Raw genomic sequence first — 16706 nt, 5'->3', positions numbered from 1 at the left:
ATGGCGACGCGGACAAAAGCTGCAGATAATAAGCATCTTCGGGAGCCTAAGACCAAAAAACTTAGGGGAAAAATTCCGCGGATTGAAGTAAAGCGAGCAGAGTCTTTCCGTTCGGATAACCCGGAAGGCAAACGTAAACTACTTAACCTGTGGCGTTCTGTCACCCATACCCCGTTATTTAACTACCAAATGCTGTGGTTCTTGATCATCGCCTTAGCGGTGATCGGTTTAATGATGCAGTTTTCTGCCTCGGTAATCCTGGAGCTTTCTGCCGGTACCAATCCCTATTGGGGAGTGGCGCGTCCCCTGCTGATTATGGCGGTGGGTTTTGCAGCCATGGTTTTCATATCGCGGCTCCCTGCAGATATCTTTGAAAAAGTAGCCTTACCGGTAGTATTCCCACTGGCTATCGCCGCTCAGCTAGCGGTTTTTACCCCGCTTGGCCGCGGTCAAGGCGGCAATCGCAACTGGGTTTATATTCCCGGTATCAACCAGGTATTACAGCCATCCGAGTTCCTAAAAGTCGCCTTTATTCTGCTGTTAGTCACGGTATTTAGTACCGGCAAATGCCGCATTGACTCCCTTGGCGACCTGTTCAAATGGGTGGGGCTGCCATTCATAATTATCGTGGCTACGGTGATGGCAGGTCACGATATGGGAACCTTGCTGGTTTTCGTTTCTATTTTGCTGTGTGTATTGCTAATCGCCGGGATTTCTCTACGCTGGTTAGGGATCGGGTTAGGTCTGCTTTCCGTAGCCGCAGTCGGGGCAGTACTTAGTTCTGCTTCCCGCAGGAACCGGGTGCTTTCTTTTTTGCATCCCTCCCAGGCGAATCCTACCGGTTCTGGTCTGCAGCCTCTGCGCGCAAAATGGGGATTAGGCACCGGGGGACTTACCGGAGTGGGGCCGGGTGCCTCTCGCCAGAAATGGAATTATTTGCCGGAGGCTCATACTGACTTTATCTATGCAATTTTAGGTGAGGAATTCGGGCTTTTTGGCACCCTCTTAGTGCTGGTGATTTTCGGGCTGCTGGCCTGGGTACTGTGCCGGTTAATCATTAATGCCACTCATACGACTACCCGCTTGTGTGCTGCGGGAACTCTAGGGTGGCTAGTGGTACAGGCACTGATGAACATCATGGTAGTGATTGGATTCCTGCCGGTAGTAGGGGTGCCACTCCCGCTGGTTTCTTCGGGAGGTTCCACGGCGCTAGCTACCTTGTTACAAATGGGGGTGCTGCTAAGTTATTTGCGAGCAGAACCGGGAGTAGCTGCCGCGGTAGCTCATCGACCAAAGTATTTGCGTACCAGTAGAGCCGTCAGATTGGAAAAATGCGATGGAAAAAAATAGATCGGTACTTTTAGCCGGAGGAGGAACCGCCGGTCATGTCAACCCACTGCTGGCTGCGGCTCGCTGTTTGCGAGATGAGGGCTGGGAGGTCACGATTATTGGTACTAGGGAAGGAAAAGAGAGTGAGTTAGTGCCCGCTGCCGGCTTCGACTTGCACTATATTCCCCGGATCCCCTTGCCGCGGCGCCCCTCTTTACAGCTGTTCACCATTCCCAGCCGGATGAGGGCGACGGTGCGGAAAATAGAGACCCTGATCCGTCAGAAACAAGTGGGGGTAGTCATCGGGTTCGGGGGATATGTTTCCACTCCCGCCTATTTTGCGGCGCGGCGCGCGCGGATTCCGCTGGTAATTCATGAACAAAATGCGCGGCCTGGTTTGGCCAATCGGCTAGGGGCACGGTGGGCGAAAGCAGTTGCTTTAACTTTTCCCTCCACTAAACTTGCGGCTAAGAAGGGGCAAACCACTTGTATTGGTTTGCCCCTGCGTCCCGAGATAGCTCAGTTAGCTCAAAAACGTCAGCATCCGCAGGATCAAAAACGGCAGCGGGAGGTGGCGCTTAAGTCTTTTGATCTGGACGGACAGCTACCAACTTTGCTGGTTACCGGGGGGTCTTTGGGGGCGCTTTCCCTTAACGAAGCCCTGCAGGAGGCAGCGGTACAGCTACCGGAAAATATGCAGGTAATTCACTTAACCGGTAAAGATAAAGATCAGCCGGTGCTCCGCGCTCTTCCCGAATCTTTAAAGTCGCGTTACCGGGTTATTGATTACCTGGTGGATATGGAAAGGGCGCTAGCTGCCGCCGACTTGGTGGTTTGTCGTTCAGGTGCCGGTACCGTGGCGGAGATGACTGCCTTAGCGCTTCCGGCGGTCTATGTGCCGTTGCCGATTGGTAACGGCGAGCAGCGTCTTAACGCCGAAGACGCGGTAAAAAGTGGCGGCGCCCTGATAGTTGATAACGCCCGCTTTAATGCAGAGTTCGTGACCGGTCAGGTAGTGCCTTTGCTCTTGTCGCCCGAACGTTTGCAACAAATGTCGCGGGTACTGCCGGAAGAGGGAGTCGACGCCGCGAAGAAACTGGCGCAAGTTGCTGAGGAAGTATGTCGATGAGCGAGGAAAAGTATCATTTCATCGGGGTCGGGGGAGCTGGAATGTCAGTGGTCGCGCAGCTTTTTGTGGCACGCGGCTGGGAACTGACCGGTTCAGACCAGAACGAATCCTATAACTTAGATAAACTTCGGAATCTGGGAGTCAAATGTTGGGTGGGGACTCAGCCGCAGCTGATTACTTCCGAGATGACTATTGTTTATTCCAGTGCGATTCGCCCTAGTAATCCCGAATTTGCTGCCGGTAAAGCTGCCGGTTGTAGGTTTATGCATCGCTCCCAGGCGCTGGCGCTCGCGGCTGCTGACCGTAAGTTTGTGGCCGTGGCGGGGGCGCATGGTAAAACCACTACTTCTGGCATGTTGGCACAAACTCTTTCCCAACTTGGGGCAGATCCTTCTTTTGCTGTTGGAGGGATAGTCCGGCACTACCAAACCGGAGCCCATCTGGGTAAAGGAGAGTATTTTATTGCCGAAGCCGATGAATCTGATGGTTCTTTCCTGAATTACCGCCCCCAGGTGGCGATTATTACCAATATCGAGCCTGATCATCTTGATAACTATGGATCGCCAGAAAAGTTTGCGGAGGCATTTTTTGATTTCAGCAACTGTATTAAACCAGGTGGAACCCTGATTGTTTGTACCGATGATCCCGGCTGTCGCCAGCTGGTTGAGCGCCGGGAATCTATGCAAGCTGACTCCGCTGCCCCTGGCATTCGGATCCTCGGATACGGGGTGGAAGAACCCGCCCTCAACTTGGATGGGTTTTGCCTGATTAAACCGCTGGCGGAAGATCCTGCCTCAGTATCTGCACAGTTCATAGTGGCGGGGAAAGCTACTACCGTGCGCCTACCAATGCCAGGGCAACATAATTTATTGAATGCGGCCGCAGTGTTCCTCGGAGCTCAAATTGCCGGTTTTTCTGCGCCAGAGATTGCTCGGGCTTTAGGGGATTTCGAGGGAACCGCGCGCCGGTTTGAAACCAAAGGTCAGGTTGGACGGATCCGGGTAATCGATGACTACGCTCATCACCCCACTGAGGTGGAAGCCCTTATGCACCAGGCGCGAGAGGCCGCCGGGGGAGGGCGCGTTCTGGTACTCTTTCAGCCGCACCTGTATTCGCGCACCCGCAATTTTGCTCCCCGTTTTGCCCAAGCACTTGATTTAGCTGATCAAGTGGTTGTGTGCGATATTTTCCGGGCACGGGAAGATCCGATCGCGGGGGTAACTTCCCGCTTAATCACCGATAAGATGCAGCACGGATCCTACTTGGGGGACCGGGATGAGGCGGCACGCGTCCTCGCTAATGCGGCTGAGCCCGGGGATTTGATCTTAACTGTGGGAGCGGGAGACGTGACCGCGGCCGGTGGGCTGATTTTAGAGATTTTAGACTCGAGGTTCGCGTAGTGACTTCCCGCAAATCCGCTTTTTCGCGTCGCTCTAAAGCCACCGAGGTATCTAACAAAACTCGGGTACGTACTAATCGTCGGCCGAAAAGCGCAGGGGAAAAAGCGGTATCCCGGTCTAGGTCTTCGCAAGTTACTTTAGCTTCCAAAGATCGGGCAGTGGTATCCAGTGGGCTAGCGCAGCGACGTGCAGAAATCGAGCAGATCAAGAGACGTAAGCGACTGCGCCGGGGCGGTATCGGGGCGCTAATCGTGGTAATCATAGTGGCCTTGGGTTACCTGTTCTGGTTTTCCCCGGTTTTTGCCTATGATCCGGGTAAGACGCGAGTTGTAGGTGCAAGCGAACAAATTTCCGCTCAGCAGGTAAAAGAAGAGCTTTCGGCCTATGCGGGGAGACCTTTAATGCGGGTACCTACGGGTCAGATTGGCGCAACGCTTAAAAAAGACAATTCGTGGATTAAACAAATAGAGGTTAGCCGGGAGTTTCCCCGCGGGATGATGGTGCGTTTGACGCTGCGAAAACCGGTGGCTAAAACCACGCAGGGAGCAGTGGTTGATCTAGAGGGGAAAGAATTTCCTGCTAAGGGATTCGAAGTGGCAAATCTGGTGACGGTAGCTAGTTCTTGCAGCACCAGCGATAATCGCGATTGTTTGAAATCGGCGGCCAGCGTGGTGGAATCATTGCCGCCGGAAATTAAAAAGAAAACTAAACAGGCACAAGCGGTACGGCCAGAAAATATAGAGCTGCAATTGAATTCGGGACAAAAGGTTATTTGGGGCGCCAGTAAAGATAATCAAAAGAAAGCGCAGGTACTGTCGGTGCTTATGCAACGCGGAGGCAGTGTCTATAACGTGACCGATTACGCTCACCCTACGATAATCGGGTAAGGGATGGCTGCGCATTAGCGGTAAAGCAAGTTCACCAGTGGTAAATAGAGTTTTTGCTACCGATTCCGGGTCTTAGCGAAAAAATCGGTCAGCGCCCACTATGGGGTAGGCTTTGAGGGAGAAATGAAGGGAGAAAATAGTCCATGAGCAAGAGCGCTAGCGATATACCGGCATATCGATACACCGCCCAGATGGCAGGTCAAATCGAGGAAAAATGGCAAAAATACTGGTTAGACCAAGGTACTTTCAATGCCGATAACCCAGTGGGTTCCCTAGCCGGCCCCATGGCAGACAAAGATCCTTTCTTCGTAATGGATATGTTCCCTTATCCATCAGGCAAAGGGCTGCATGTGGGACACCCGCTAGGCTATATCTCCACCGATGTCACGGGACGATTCCAGCGGATGCAAGGGAAAAACGTCCTCTACACCATGGGATATGATGCTTTTGGCTTGCCCGCGGAACAGTATGCGGTAACCACCGGGCAGCATCCGCGCAAAACTACCCGCGAAAATATCGCTAATATGCATCGCCAGTTGGCGCGCATTGGGCTCTCCCATGATCAGCGGCGCTCTTTCGCTACTATCGATCAGGACTATTATCGCTGGACACAGTGGATTTTCTTGCAGATTTTCAACTCTTGGTACGACGTGGAGGCTACTCGCCCAGATGGAGGGAGCGGAGCTGCTCGTCCTATTAGCGAACTAATCGAAAAGTTTTCCAGCGGGGAAAAACCGCTGCCTGAGGGGGTTAAGTGGAGTGAACTTAGCGCCAAGCAGCGTGAAGATATCCTCGAGGATTACCGCCTGGCATATCTTTCCTATGCTCCGGTGAACTGGTGTCCAGGTTTGGGAACGGTGTTAGCGGACGAGGAAGTAACCTCCGAGGGACGCTCTGAACGCGGTAACTTCCCAGTATTCCGCTCGCATCTGCGGCAGTGGATGATGCGGATTACTGCCTACGGTGACCGCCTGATTCAAGATCTGGCCACTTTAGATTGGCCAGAAAAAGTGCGCACCATGCAGGAGAATTGGATTGGTCGCTCCCGGGGCGCGACAGTAACTTTCCAAGTAGACACGGAAAACCTGCAGGTCTATACCACCCGTCCCGATACCTTGTTTGGAGCCACCTTCATGGTGGTAGCACCCGAGCATCCAATTCTTTCCGGTTTGGGACAAAGTGAACTTCCCGCTGGCGCACTGCCAATTCCTGCCCAGTGGCCTGAAGGCACTCGCGATGCCTGGACGGGAGGATATGAGAATCCGCAGCAGGCAGTGCGTGCCTACCAACAACAGGCAGCTGCCCGCAGCGAGCGCGAACGCGGCGAAGATGCCCACGAGAAAACTGGGGTATTTACCGGTTTGTTTGCTACTAACCCGGTCAATAATCGTCCGATTCCGATTTTCACTGCCGATTACGTGATGATGAGCTACGGTACTGGCGCGATTATGGCGGTTCCCGCTCATGATCAACGTGACTGGGACTTTGCAAAGAAGTTTGACCTGGACATTATTTACACGATTACTCCCGCGCCGGATGCAGATAAAGATGCTGCCTGGATCGGGGATGGGGTGATTCAGAACTCTGCTAATGACCAGATTTCTCTTAACGGCTTGGGTAAAGTCGAGGCCATTAAGAAAATAACTTCCTGGCTAGAAACTGCCGGATTGGGGGAAGCTACCACCACTTATCGCCTGCGTGATTGGCTGTTTTCCCGCCAGCGTTACTGGGGAGAGCCTTTCCCCGTGGTCTATGACGAGGACGGCGTAGTGCACGCCCTCCCGGAATCTATGCTGCCCCTGGATTTGCCGGAGGTAGATAATTTCTCTCCGCGCACCTTTGCGGCTGATGATGCGGATTCGCAGCCGGAAGCTCCGCTGGGGCGCGCCAGCGAATGGGTAAAAGTGAAACTGGATTTGGGGCAGGGTAAACAAACCTATTACCGCGACACTAATGTGATGCCTAACTGGGCGGGTTCTTGCTGTTACGAGCTACGCTACCTCGATCCAGGGGAGAAGGAATTTCTGGCTAACCCCGAAAACGAGCGTTACTGGATGGGGCCGCGCGAGGGCGCGTCCTCGGGCGGTACCGATCTTTATGTAGGGGGAGTCGAGCACGCGGTTCTGCACCTGCTTTATGCGCGTTTTTGGCACAAAGTACTCTATGACCTGGGGCATCTTTCTAGCAGTGAACCTTTCCATAAGCTGTTTAACCAAGGATATATCCAGGCCTATGCCTATACGGACGAGCGGGGAGCCTACGTGCCCGCCGCCGAAGTATCAGGTGATGAGACCGGTGGTTTCAGATACGAGGGACAGCCGGTTAAACGCGAATACGGCAAGATGGGTAAATCCTTGAAGAATATCGTTACTCCCGACGATATTTGCGATGAATACGGGGCGGACACTTTCCGGGTCTATGAAATGTCGATGGGGCCGCTGGATATGTCGCGGCCTTGGGAAACTCGGGCAGTGGTCGGTTCCCAGCGTTTCTTACAGCGCCTATGGCGCAATGTGGTTGATGAGAACACTGGGGAGGTAACCGTTAGCGAGGACGCACCCGATTTGGAAACTCAGCGCGCCTTAGCGAAAGCAATCGCGCAGGTAACCGAAGACTATCGGGAAATGCGTCTTAACCTGGTGGTTTCGGATTTGATTGTGCTTAATAATCACCTGACTGCGCTGAAAGCGGTTCCTCGGGAAGCTGCAGAGGCGTTGGTATTAATGATTTCGCCGCTGGCTCCCCATATTGCCGAGGAGCTTTGGAATAGGCTGGGGCACTCTTCCTCATTGGCTCGCGAGCCTTTCCCGGTAGTAACCGATGAATCTCTACTGGTAGAAGAGGAAATCACGGCGGTGGTACAGATTAACGGCAAGGTTAAGTACCGCTTGCAAGTGCCGCAATCTATTTCAGCTGAGGAGCTAGAAAAACAGGCTCTGGAAACTGAAGTGGTGCAGCGCGCCCTTGCGGGAAGCGCACCTTTGAAGGTGATAGTACGAGAACCAAAATTGGTGAACGTAGTGATAAGGAAAAGTAAATAATAAGCATAAATGCCTTGGATAATATGCGGGAGTAATAGAGTCGTAAACAAGGGAATTAAGGCATTACCTTGTTTTATTTTTAAGGAGCAAACTTGAGTTTCGAAACCTGGACGCTGAAAGCGGGCGAAGACTCGGTATCGATCGCCAAAATCGGGGCAACTGTCCTGGATTGGCAGGTAGAAGACCAATTTCAAAGCATTTCAGAGGTTCCGTTACCTCCTGACAGCGGGCATACTCTACAGCAGCGTACGGTACACGTCCTTGACGGGTATCGTGACGCGCAAGAGGCTCGGGATATGGATGGTTTCCGGAATGCGGTTATGGCTCCTTGGTCAAATCGTTTACGTGATGGCAAATACAGTTTCCAAGGCCGCGAGTATGATTTCGCAGGGAAAACCGTGGGCGGTTCGCTGGCGTTACATGGTTTGGTAGCAGATCAACCTTTTGAGTTAGTTGAGGCGGGGGAAGACTTCCTGCGAGCAAAGGTTCAGGTACCGAAGCTCGAAGCCTATCCCTTTGAAGTGGAAGTGGAAGTTACCTATCGGATATGCGCTGATCCCCATCGGCTTTCCCTAGATATAGTGGCCAGAAATAATGGTGAGGCAGACGCGCCGATTACCTTGGGGTGGCATCCCTACCTGGTGTGTCAGGCCGGCAGCGCGGAAACTACTAAAATCACGGTGCCTTCCCAAGTTCGTATCCAAACTGATAAGAATCTGATTCCTAAACCAGGAATAAAAGGATTTTCCACCCAAGCTTATCCGGTTACTTTGGTGCACCGCCGCGACATTGACTGGGGGATGACTTCCCTAGTGGCTGAAGATGGGGTGGCTACCGCCTTAGTTGACCATGTGGATGGTTCTCAAACTGCCGTAGAGTTGATTGGGGCACGGCAGGGGCTGGGCTTAGGCTCTTTCCAGATCTATACCGGTCAGGATTTGGCCTATCGGCGAGGTATCGCGGTAGCGGTAGAACCACTGCTGGCGATGACAGATGCTTTTAACCGTTCAGAATGCGAAGGCCTAATTACGGTGGCACCGGGGCAAGTGCAAGAGTTTCACGCTGCCCTGGAGCATCGCAGTCCCCTTAACCGGCAGTAGGCTCTCACTTAAGTAGTTTTCTTGGTGGCGAATCCTTAGCCCGGATTTAGCCACCGGTGTCGTTCACCTCGGTAAGGATTGGGCAAACCTAGCCCCGGTGAAAGCTTAGTCTCATTTTCAAAGAAAGATTCGTTCCTGAGTATTTCCTTTTGTTAAACTGACAGCACCCTTGGAACTAAAAGGGTACGTCCCCCGGGCAGTAATGACGCTGTCCTTTGATCAGTACTCAGAAAGACACGAAGAAGTGAAGAAAAGTTTAAAACGTTTGCTGCGTTCTTGTGCCGTATTCCTATTTTCTGCCTCGTTATCTATAGGGGCGCTAGGGGGGATTTCCCTAGCTAAGGCTGCGGACACGGATTTATTAAATGTTGCATTCGGGGGATCTTTAGAGAGCGGAGGGTTGACCACCCAGGCGGATGAAATCCTCAAAGGCGCAGTTACCCGCAAAGATGGGGGAGAAACTCAAGAAACTGGCAAGATTGTATTAGCTGGAGGTAACCAGGGTCTTTTCTATACCAGTGCTCGCACTTCGGGCACGGGTACGGTGTTTTTTACTCTAGGCCAGGGAACCGCTACCAACGGCTTTACAGCTGAGGTGAAATATACTCCGCAGGCGGATCAAAATAATCTCGCTACTATTTTTTCTGCCGGCGGCAACCTTTTTGTGCGGTATGTTGATGCCGGTCACTTGGAATATGGTCTGTCTTATCAACAAGGAGGACGTTGGGCAGACACCAAGCAAACTATTTTGGCTCCAGCAGCTGGGAAAGAGCATGCGCTATCAGTGACTGTTTGGCCTAAAAACGGGGGCACCGCGGTAAAGGTTGCCGTAGATGGAAATGAGTATCCAGAGATTGTAAGTCCTGCGCCAGCGGTGGTTTCAAACGGTTTAGAGTCAAAGTTCGGGTTCGGGGCGGAAGTGCATACGGCTCCCACTGCTCAAAATAGAGGACTGAAAGGGAGTTTACAGGCGTTACGTTTTACCTCAGCAAATAGCTACAATTACCAGGACGGATTTGAGTTTCAGCCTGCCGAAAGTCAGGAGGGAAATCCCGATGATGTTCCCTGTGCCGCCTGGGAAGAAATCGAACCCGCAACTCAGATTGCGGTAAGTCCCGCTGACTGTCGCGAACATATTTTGAAAAAAGCCTCCTTGGTCAGGCCGACTAAGGAGCAGCTACGCTGGCAAGAACAAGAATTAACCGCGTTTATTCATTACGGGGTTAACACTTTCTACAATCAAGGTTGGGGGCATGGTACGGAAGATCCTCAGCGTTTCGCGCCCACGGATTTAGACGTTGACCAGTGGGTAAAAAATCTAGCAGAGGCAGGTTTTGGGACAGTTATTTTAACTGTCAAGCACCATGATGGATTCTTGCTATACGATTCGCGCTACACTGACCACGATATCGGCTCTTCGGCAGTACCAAACGCCGATATTCCCCGAGACGTAGCCAAGGCCGCGAAAAAATATGGGATGCGGGTAGGATTCTACCTGTCACCTGCTGATTCGAGTGCAGAAATCAAGGGGCTCTTTGGAAACGGATCGGCAAAAACCGAGCGCACGATTCCCACCCTAATAGATGGGGATGACCGTTCTGGACAAATCGATAAATTCTATAAATATCCGGCAACTGATTATGGAGAGTATTTCCTGAATCAACTCTACGAAGTATTGACTCAATATGGCGACGTTGACGAAGTTTGGTTCGACGGCGCTGCCGGTAACACCGATAAACATGAGCTTTTTGATTATTCTGCCTACTACGATTTAATTCGCCAATTGCAACCGAATGCGGTTATCGCAGTGGGCGGCCCTGACGTACGTTGGATCGGTAATGAGGAGGGTCGCGGACGCGCAAATGAGCCCTCAGTTATTCCGGTCAAACAGCTTGAGTCCGGGAAAATTGATATTAGCGGACAAGCCGGGCACTTTAACCAAAACTTGGGCAGCGATGACCAAATAGTTAATGCGGTTCGCAGCGGAGGAGCGCAATATCTACGCTGGTGGCCAGCCGAGGCAGATATGAAGCTTACCAAGGATTGGTTCTGGCAGATTGATTCGGATGAAGATAATTCAACCGTTAAATCTGGCACCGCGTTATGGAACAAATACCTCGAAAATGTGGCTCGTAACTCGGTAATGCTTTTGAATGTACCTCCGAATAAGACGGGGAAATTCTCGGCTAACGAGATAAAAGCCTTACAGGATTTTGCGGCGGAACGGCGAAAGGCTTTCGCACTCGACCATGCTTTAGGGCGGCCTGTTATCGTAGGCGGGGAAAACACTAGTGTGTACACCGACAATGATCTGCGCACGGGAGGAAAAGCCTTCACCGGGGAAACCAGCTTTGAGATTGATTTAGGAGCAGAAAAAACTGTTAACTATGTTTCCTTGGCGGAAGATACTTTAAATCACGGCCAAAACATTCAAAGTTTTGTGATTGAGAAAGAAACTGCTGACGGATGGCGGCCGGTGAAGATCAACCCTAATTCCGCTACCGGGACTGTGGGGGTTCGCCGGATTGTGCAACTGGCTGCGCCAGAGACGGCACAAAAATTCCGGATTCGGGTAACCGACAATCGCGGACCATTTGCGCTTTCAGATTTGCGGCTTTTCGGAAGTGCAAAGCAAGATCCGGGAGTGCAACTGGACTATTATGTTGATCCTGCCGCTAAGGAAGCCGGACTAGGTACTTTAGCTAGTCCCTTTAACTCCTTAGAACAGTTAAGAGGATTGCGTTTACCTAAAGGCGCAAAAATTCATTTGAAATCAGGTGCCGTCTTCCCGCAATCGGATCTACGCTACTACGGTTTTGGCACTGACGAGCAGCCCATAATAGTGGATGTTTACGGCGGTGATCAGCTTCCTAAAGTAGGTGAAGGCACCGCTTGGGACGAGTTCGCTCCGAAGATAGCAGCTGGCTGGCAGCTTAATCTACCTAAACCTCAGAAACCGGATGCAAAAGTTGTGGCTGGTAAGTGGCAAGATGTTCCGGGTAGCAGCGATTGCGAGCAAGGAAAAGTCAGTCAGTCCCGCACCGTTACCACCACGGATTACCGTTGGGATACCACTAAATGGATTCTCGATGACGCAAATGCTGTGGAAAAGACCGAGACCAGACTGCGAGACATGACTGCAGCCGAAAAGAGCGCCTGCCCCGGAAATAAACCGGGAGAAAGCGGCGGGGAATCAGGAAAACCGGGAACGGATACTCCGGGAGAAAAGCCAGGGACAACTGACAAACCCGGGACAACTGCCCCGTCTGCGGGGACGAATACGTCCAATAGCAAACAAAAATCCCATGCTCAGCAAAAAGGCGCGGATTGGCAGGTACGGAATCCAGATTTGGTAAATACTGGGACTTCCGCGGACGAATTACTGCTATTAACGCTGCTAGGGATGCCTTTGGGGCTAGCTTTGGTTCTGGTGAACAACTATCGCTCTAAGCAGCATTGATGGTGCTAGAGCGGTAAAAGATAACAGGTGATTTTAGGGGAGAAGCTTCCCCTAAAGCACCTCCTTAAACAGGTTTGATTGGGCAGTAGTAGCGCGATTGCGGGATTGCGAAACAGGAAGGTGCAAGATATGTTTAACCGGTCTAAAAGGGTATTTTGCCTTTTAGGGGCAGGCGCTCTGGCGCTAGTGGCATTATTGCCAGCCGGCATCGGGACAGCAGAGGCTGCCGAGCCGACTAATCAAGCATTAGCAGCCAATGGCGGGAGCGTTAGTGCTTCCGGGAATGAAGTTGCTAATAAATGGCAGGCGCAGGCCGCTATTGATGGTAACGACAGTGGTGATTCTCGCTGGTCCTCCAATCACAGTGACCAGGCTTGGATTGCGGTACAGCTACAACAAGCCATTAAAATTGACCACGTAACGATTAAATGGGAAGCCGCCTGTGCCGCCTCCTATCATTTAGAGGTTTCAAATGACGGAACCACTTGGGTAAAAGCCAGCGATACTATCCGCCCGCAGTGTTCCAGTACAGATACCCAAAAACTCAATTCCGCTACCGCTAATGGAAGTTGGAAATACGTGAAAATGCAGGCCGAGAGCCGCACTCCTTTCCAAGGAATTAAATACGGGGTTTCCCTATTTGAATTTGAAGTATGGGACGGGGCAGAACCGGTAGCTCCCACCCAGCCTAATTTGATTCCACTGCCTGCTGAAATGACTCCCGGAGAAGGCGGTTTTGAATTAGGAGCAGACACTAAAATCAAAACTGATTCCGCTTCTAAAGCGGTAGCGGAGATGACCGCCAAAACTATGCGTGCCTCCACCGGATTTCCCCTGCCAGTGGGCAAAGAGGGACAGATCAGTTTACGGGTAGACACTGGTCTAAATACCACCGGTTTAAACAGTGGAAATATCGAGGAAGCCTATAGTTTAAAGGTCAGTGAAAGCGGGGTAGAGATTGTCGGAAAATCCCCGCAAGGCGTCTGGAACGCTACCCGTACCCTGCTGCAACTATTCCCCGCCTTTATCTATTCTCCCCATCAGGTAAACAGCCAGTGGCTAGCCTCCGCGATTACGGTAAAGGACGCGCCCCGGTTTGCGCATCGCGCGATACAAGCAGATGTAGCCCGCTCGTTCCTGACAATCGCTGACTTAAAACAGATGATTGACACTTTTGCCAATGTGAAAGGCTCCCGTTTACATCTACACCTTTCAGATGATCAGGGTTGGCGGCTGCAAATAACGAATGAGGGACGCGAAGCAGGGGACAGTATCGACTACACCAAGCTCACCGAGGTTTCTGGCAAAACCGCAATGAACTGGAACTCGGAAGCCTATTCGTTAAAGGATTTAACCGGCTCTAGTCAGGATGAAGACGATAACGTAGTCGAATTGGGGCATCACGGTTTCTACACTCAGGAAGAATATAAGGAACTGGTCAAATATGCTGCCGACCGTTTCGTAACGATTCAGCCCGAGTTTGATATGCCCGGACACACCAATGCGGCTCTAAGGGCCATTCCGCAATTAAACTCTGCCAAATCCTCTCATAATGGCACTGTAGATGCCGATGGCAACGCCATCACCGATCCGGCTAAATGGCAAGTTGCCCCCGCCAATGGTACGGGAGATGTGGGTTATTCCTACCTGGATCCGGACTCAAAGCACACCCAGTATTTTGTCCGCCACGTATTTAAACAACTGGCTGCGCTTACCCCCGGTAAAACTATTCATATCGGAGGGGATGAATCCCACGATATGGTTGCCAAACTTGGGAAAGACAAATTCAATGAGTTTCTAGACATGTCCGCAAAAGCAGTTCGTGATCAAGGCAAATCTCCAATCGGATGGAATGAAATAGCCTCCAACACGCTACAGCCTGGGGACTTGGTACAGTATTGGACCGGTAATACCGCCAACACGAAACGAGCAATTCAAAACGAGGGCGCTAAAGTTGCGGTATCGAACGCCTCGACCGCCTATATAGATATGAAATACGGAGTTCCCGGTGGCAACAGTATCGGTTTAACCTGGAGCGGAAGAGGCGATTTCGATAAATACTATAACTGGGACCCGGCACAAGTAATCCCCGGGATTCCCGAAAGCAGCATTGTAGGGACAGTAGCCGTACAATGGTCAGAAACTATTCGCGGCGGATACCAGGCAGAATGGCTAATGTGGCCGCGCTCAATCTCTCACGCGGAAGTAGCGTGGACTCCGCAAGCAAAGAGAAACGTAAACCAGTTCAAACAGCGCATGGCAGCGATGGGAGATAGGCTCACCGTTTCGGCAGTGAATTTCTTTGACGGTCCAAATGCCAATTGGCAAACCGCTTTAGCTGGGGTAGATCAAAAAGTTGCGCCCAACCGCTCCGTGAATCTTGCAATAGGCGAATTCGCGGCTCCCGGCACTGTGAAAAACTCTGAGGGAACGCAAATAACGAAAGCTGGTAACGCCGCTTCCGCCCTCGGGGATACTCCCTTTAGCGCCACTATCGATTGGGGTGACGGCTCCGCGCCCTCACCGGCAATATTCACCCAAAGTCATTCCCGAGATGCCTTACATAGCAGCCCGCTATATAAAGTGAGCGGAAAACACCCCTATGCGAATCCCGGAACCTACACTGGTACTATTACGGGCTCAAACGGACAAAAAACTACCTTTACGGTAAATGTGGCAAATGGCGCCCCCGATCCCAGTGAGAATAGCCCCTGGGATGCAAGTAAAAAACCGACTATCACCATTGAAAAGAATCTCATCCGCCCCTATGAACGGGTAAAAGTTAAGCTAAGCGGGTTTGAACCCGGCAAATATGTAAAACTCGCCTGGAACGGTAAAAACCAATTCCTGGCAATGCCTGGGGCAGATGGAAGCGTCGAATACTATCTGCCATTCTTTGACAAGGCAGAAAAAGTGTTGCGACCACAAGACAGTGGTACTCATCAACTTAGCGCCACCCAGATTGGGGCTAACAGAAGAGCCGAAGTCACTGCCACCGTTGTGTCTAATCGCGAAGAACTACTAAACCCAGTTGCTCAATGCCCCACGATGAATGACCCGAACTGCGGATATGAAAACATTACGGCCTCCTCGCAGGCAGATAATGAGCCAAAACCCTCCGGACCGGTAAACGCCGCATTTGATGGCAATCCCAATACCTATTGGCACACCCGCTGGGCTGCCCCTGCCGGTACTTTCCCGCACACCGTTACCGCACAGCTCAAAGCGGCCCCAGAGCAAAAATGCGTGATTACCGGGTTTGAATATACAGCACGTAGCGGGCAAGAAAACTCGCGGGTTAAGGATTTCCGGATTGAAGTATCCGAAAATGGCAACGACTGGAAGAGCGCCATTAATGGTTCTTTGAAGAATCACGCTGACCCGCAAGTATTTAACTTTGCAGCTGACAAACAGTTAAGTGGCAAATACGTGCGCATGGTTCAGCTAAACTCCCAGGCCGGAAATGATTTTGGAGGCGCAGCTGAGATTCGTTTCGGAGCTGTCTGTGCCCAACCTGGAACGGAAGTAACCCCGGTTGCTCCCGTAGCGGAAAAACAACCCTTTACGGAGCAAGGAAAAGAATATCCCGGATATTTCCTAGTGCCCGCAGTTACGGGGGTTAATTATTACTTAGGTGATCAATTGCTAACCCCGCAGCAGGCCGTTCCGCTGCCCTATGGAAAAACCAAAATTGTAGCGAAGCCCGTAAGTGACCTATTCAGGTATAAAGAGGGTGCAAAGAGCGAATGGATCCTAGATATGGGCGAAGACCCCGGTCAAGTTGAGCCGCCGCAGCCGGAAAAACCCGAAAAACCGGCTCCCCAGGTGGTAAAAGGCGATTGGACTGACTCCCCAGAACAAGACGCCAGCAATTGTACGACCTTCAAAGTAATGCAGACCCGTACCGTTACTACTACCGAATATATTTGGGATGCAACTGGAGCTAAATGGGTGCTCGATACTGCTAATGCCCAGGTGACTTGGGAGAAGGGCGCTCGCGATATGAGCGCAGCTGAAAAGGAAAAATGTGCGCTCTCGCCTGAGGAGCCCAGCCCCGATAATCCCAGCCCTGATAAACCGGGGAAGCCCGACGGGCAACCAGATACTAAACCAGGAGCAGGCTCAGATAGTGGGGCGGCAAAACCTGGTAACACCGGGTCAAAGCCGGGTGCTAAATCCCGCCAACAGGGCACTACTTCGGCGATGCCCTCCACCGGTGCTTCCAGCGAGCTATCGCTGCTTCTAGCAGCGCTAAGTATCGGATTTGGGGGAGTTTTGTTGCTGAGCCGACACCGAACTCGCAGGTAAAAGGGGAACGGTGCGGCAAGGCGCTTCCGAAAGACATATAAGAATCTGAGCA

Annotated in this window: 8 protein-coding genes; all 8 read left to right on the top strand. The window is 51.8% G+C overall.

Annotated features, from left to right (window positions below):
* The 8 genes from ACZ5BI_RS05430 (at position 1) to ACZ5BI_RS05395 (ending at position 16654) form a co-directional block, all read left to right on the top strand.
* A complete protein-coding gene (locus tag ACZ5BI_RS05430; protein ID WP_316098609.1) occupies positions 1-1350 on the top strand; it encodes an FtsW/RodA/SpoVE family cell cycle protein in 1350 nt (449 codons plus the stop codon).
* Positions 1337-2458 carry an undecaprenyldiphospho-muramoylpentapeptide beta-N-acetylglucosaminyltransferase gene (gene murG / locus ACZ5BI_RS05425; RefSeq protein WP_316098611.1) on the top strand — a complete coding sequence of 374 codons (1122 nt, stop codon included), beginning with the start codon at positions 1337-1339 and terminating at the stop codon, positions 2456-2458. Before ACZ5BI_RS05430 ends, murG begins: the two co-directional genes overlap by 14 nt.
* Positions 2455-3858 (top strand): UDP-N-acetylmuramate--L-alanine ligase, encoded by a 1404-nt coding sequence (murC, locus tag ACZ5BI_RS05420; RefSeq protein WP_316098613.1) that lies wholly within the window; start codon positions 2455-2457, stop codon positions 3856-3858. The genes murG and murC overlap by 4 nt, the downstream gene beginning before the upstream one ends.
* Complete coding sequence (locus tag ACZ5BI_RS05415; RefSeq protein ID WP_464895802.1) at positions 3858-4745, top strand: cell division protein FtsQ/DivIB; 888 nt, start codon at positions 3858-3860, stop codon at positions 4743-4745. Before murC ends, ACZ5BI_RS05415 begins: the two co-directional genes overlap by 1 nt.
* A gap of 143 nt (positions 4746-4888) precedes the next feature.
* Positions 4889-7786, top strand: coding sequence for a leucine--tRNA ligase (locus ACZ5BI_RS05410; protein WP_464895801.1), 2898 nt, complete (start codon positions 4889-4891; stop codon positions 7784-7786).
* Positions 7787-7878: 92 nt separating this feature from the next.
* Positions 7879-8886: an aldose 1-epimerase gene (locus ACZ5BI_RS05405; protein ID WP_316693675.1), complete on the top strand. Its 1008-nt coding sequence runs from the start codon at positions 7879-7881 to the stop codon at positions 8884-8886.
* A 244-nt stretch (positions 8887-9130) separates the two neighbouring features.
* The gene (locus ACZ5BI_RS05400) at positions 9131-12346 is read left to right on the top strand and encodes an alpha-L-fucosidase (protein ID WP_464895800.1); all 3216 of its coding nucleotides are present in this window, start codon (positions 9131-9133) and stop codon (positions 12344-12346) included.
* Between the two features lie 129 nt (positions 12347-12475).
* Positions 12476-16654, top strand: coding sequence for a family 20 glycosylhydrolase (locus tag ACZ5BI_RS05395; protein ID WP_464895799.1), 4179 nt, complete (start codon positions 12476-12478; stop codon positions 16652-16654).
* Positions 16655-16706: the final 52 nt, after the last annotated feature.

The organism is Varibaculum sp. GTC20041 (assembly GCF_055387755.1).
The sequence above is the reverse complement of the archived record's forward strand: the minus strand, read 5'-3'. Positions and strand labels throughout refer to the sequence as shown.

Coding starts and splice junctions, on each gene's coding strand:
- ACZ5BI_RS05430 (WP_316098609.1), top strand. CDS start 1: ATGGCGACGCGGACAAAAGCTGCAGATAATAAGCATCTTCGGGAGCCT.
- murG (WP_316098611.1), top strand. CDS start 1,337: ATGGAAAAAAATAGATCGGTACTTTTAGCCGGAGGAGGAACCGCCGGT.
- murC (WP_316098613.1), top strand. CDS start 2,455: ATGAGCGAGGAAAAGTATCATTTCATCGGGGTCGGGGGAGCTGGAATG.
- ACZ5BI_RS05410 (WP_464895801.1), top strand. CDS start 4,889: ATGAGCAAGAGCGCTAGCGATATACCGGCATATCGATACACCGCCCAG.
- ACZ5BI_RS05395 (WP_464895799.1), top strand. CDS start 12,476: ATGTTTAACCGGTCTAAAAGGGTATTTTGCCTTTTAGGGGCAGGCGCT.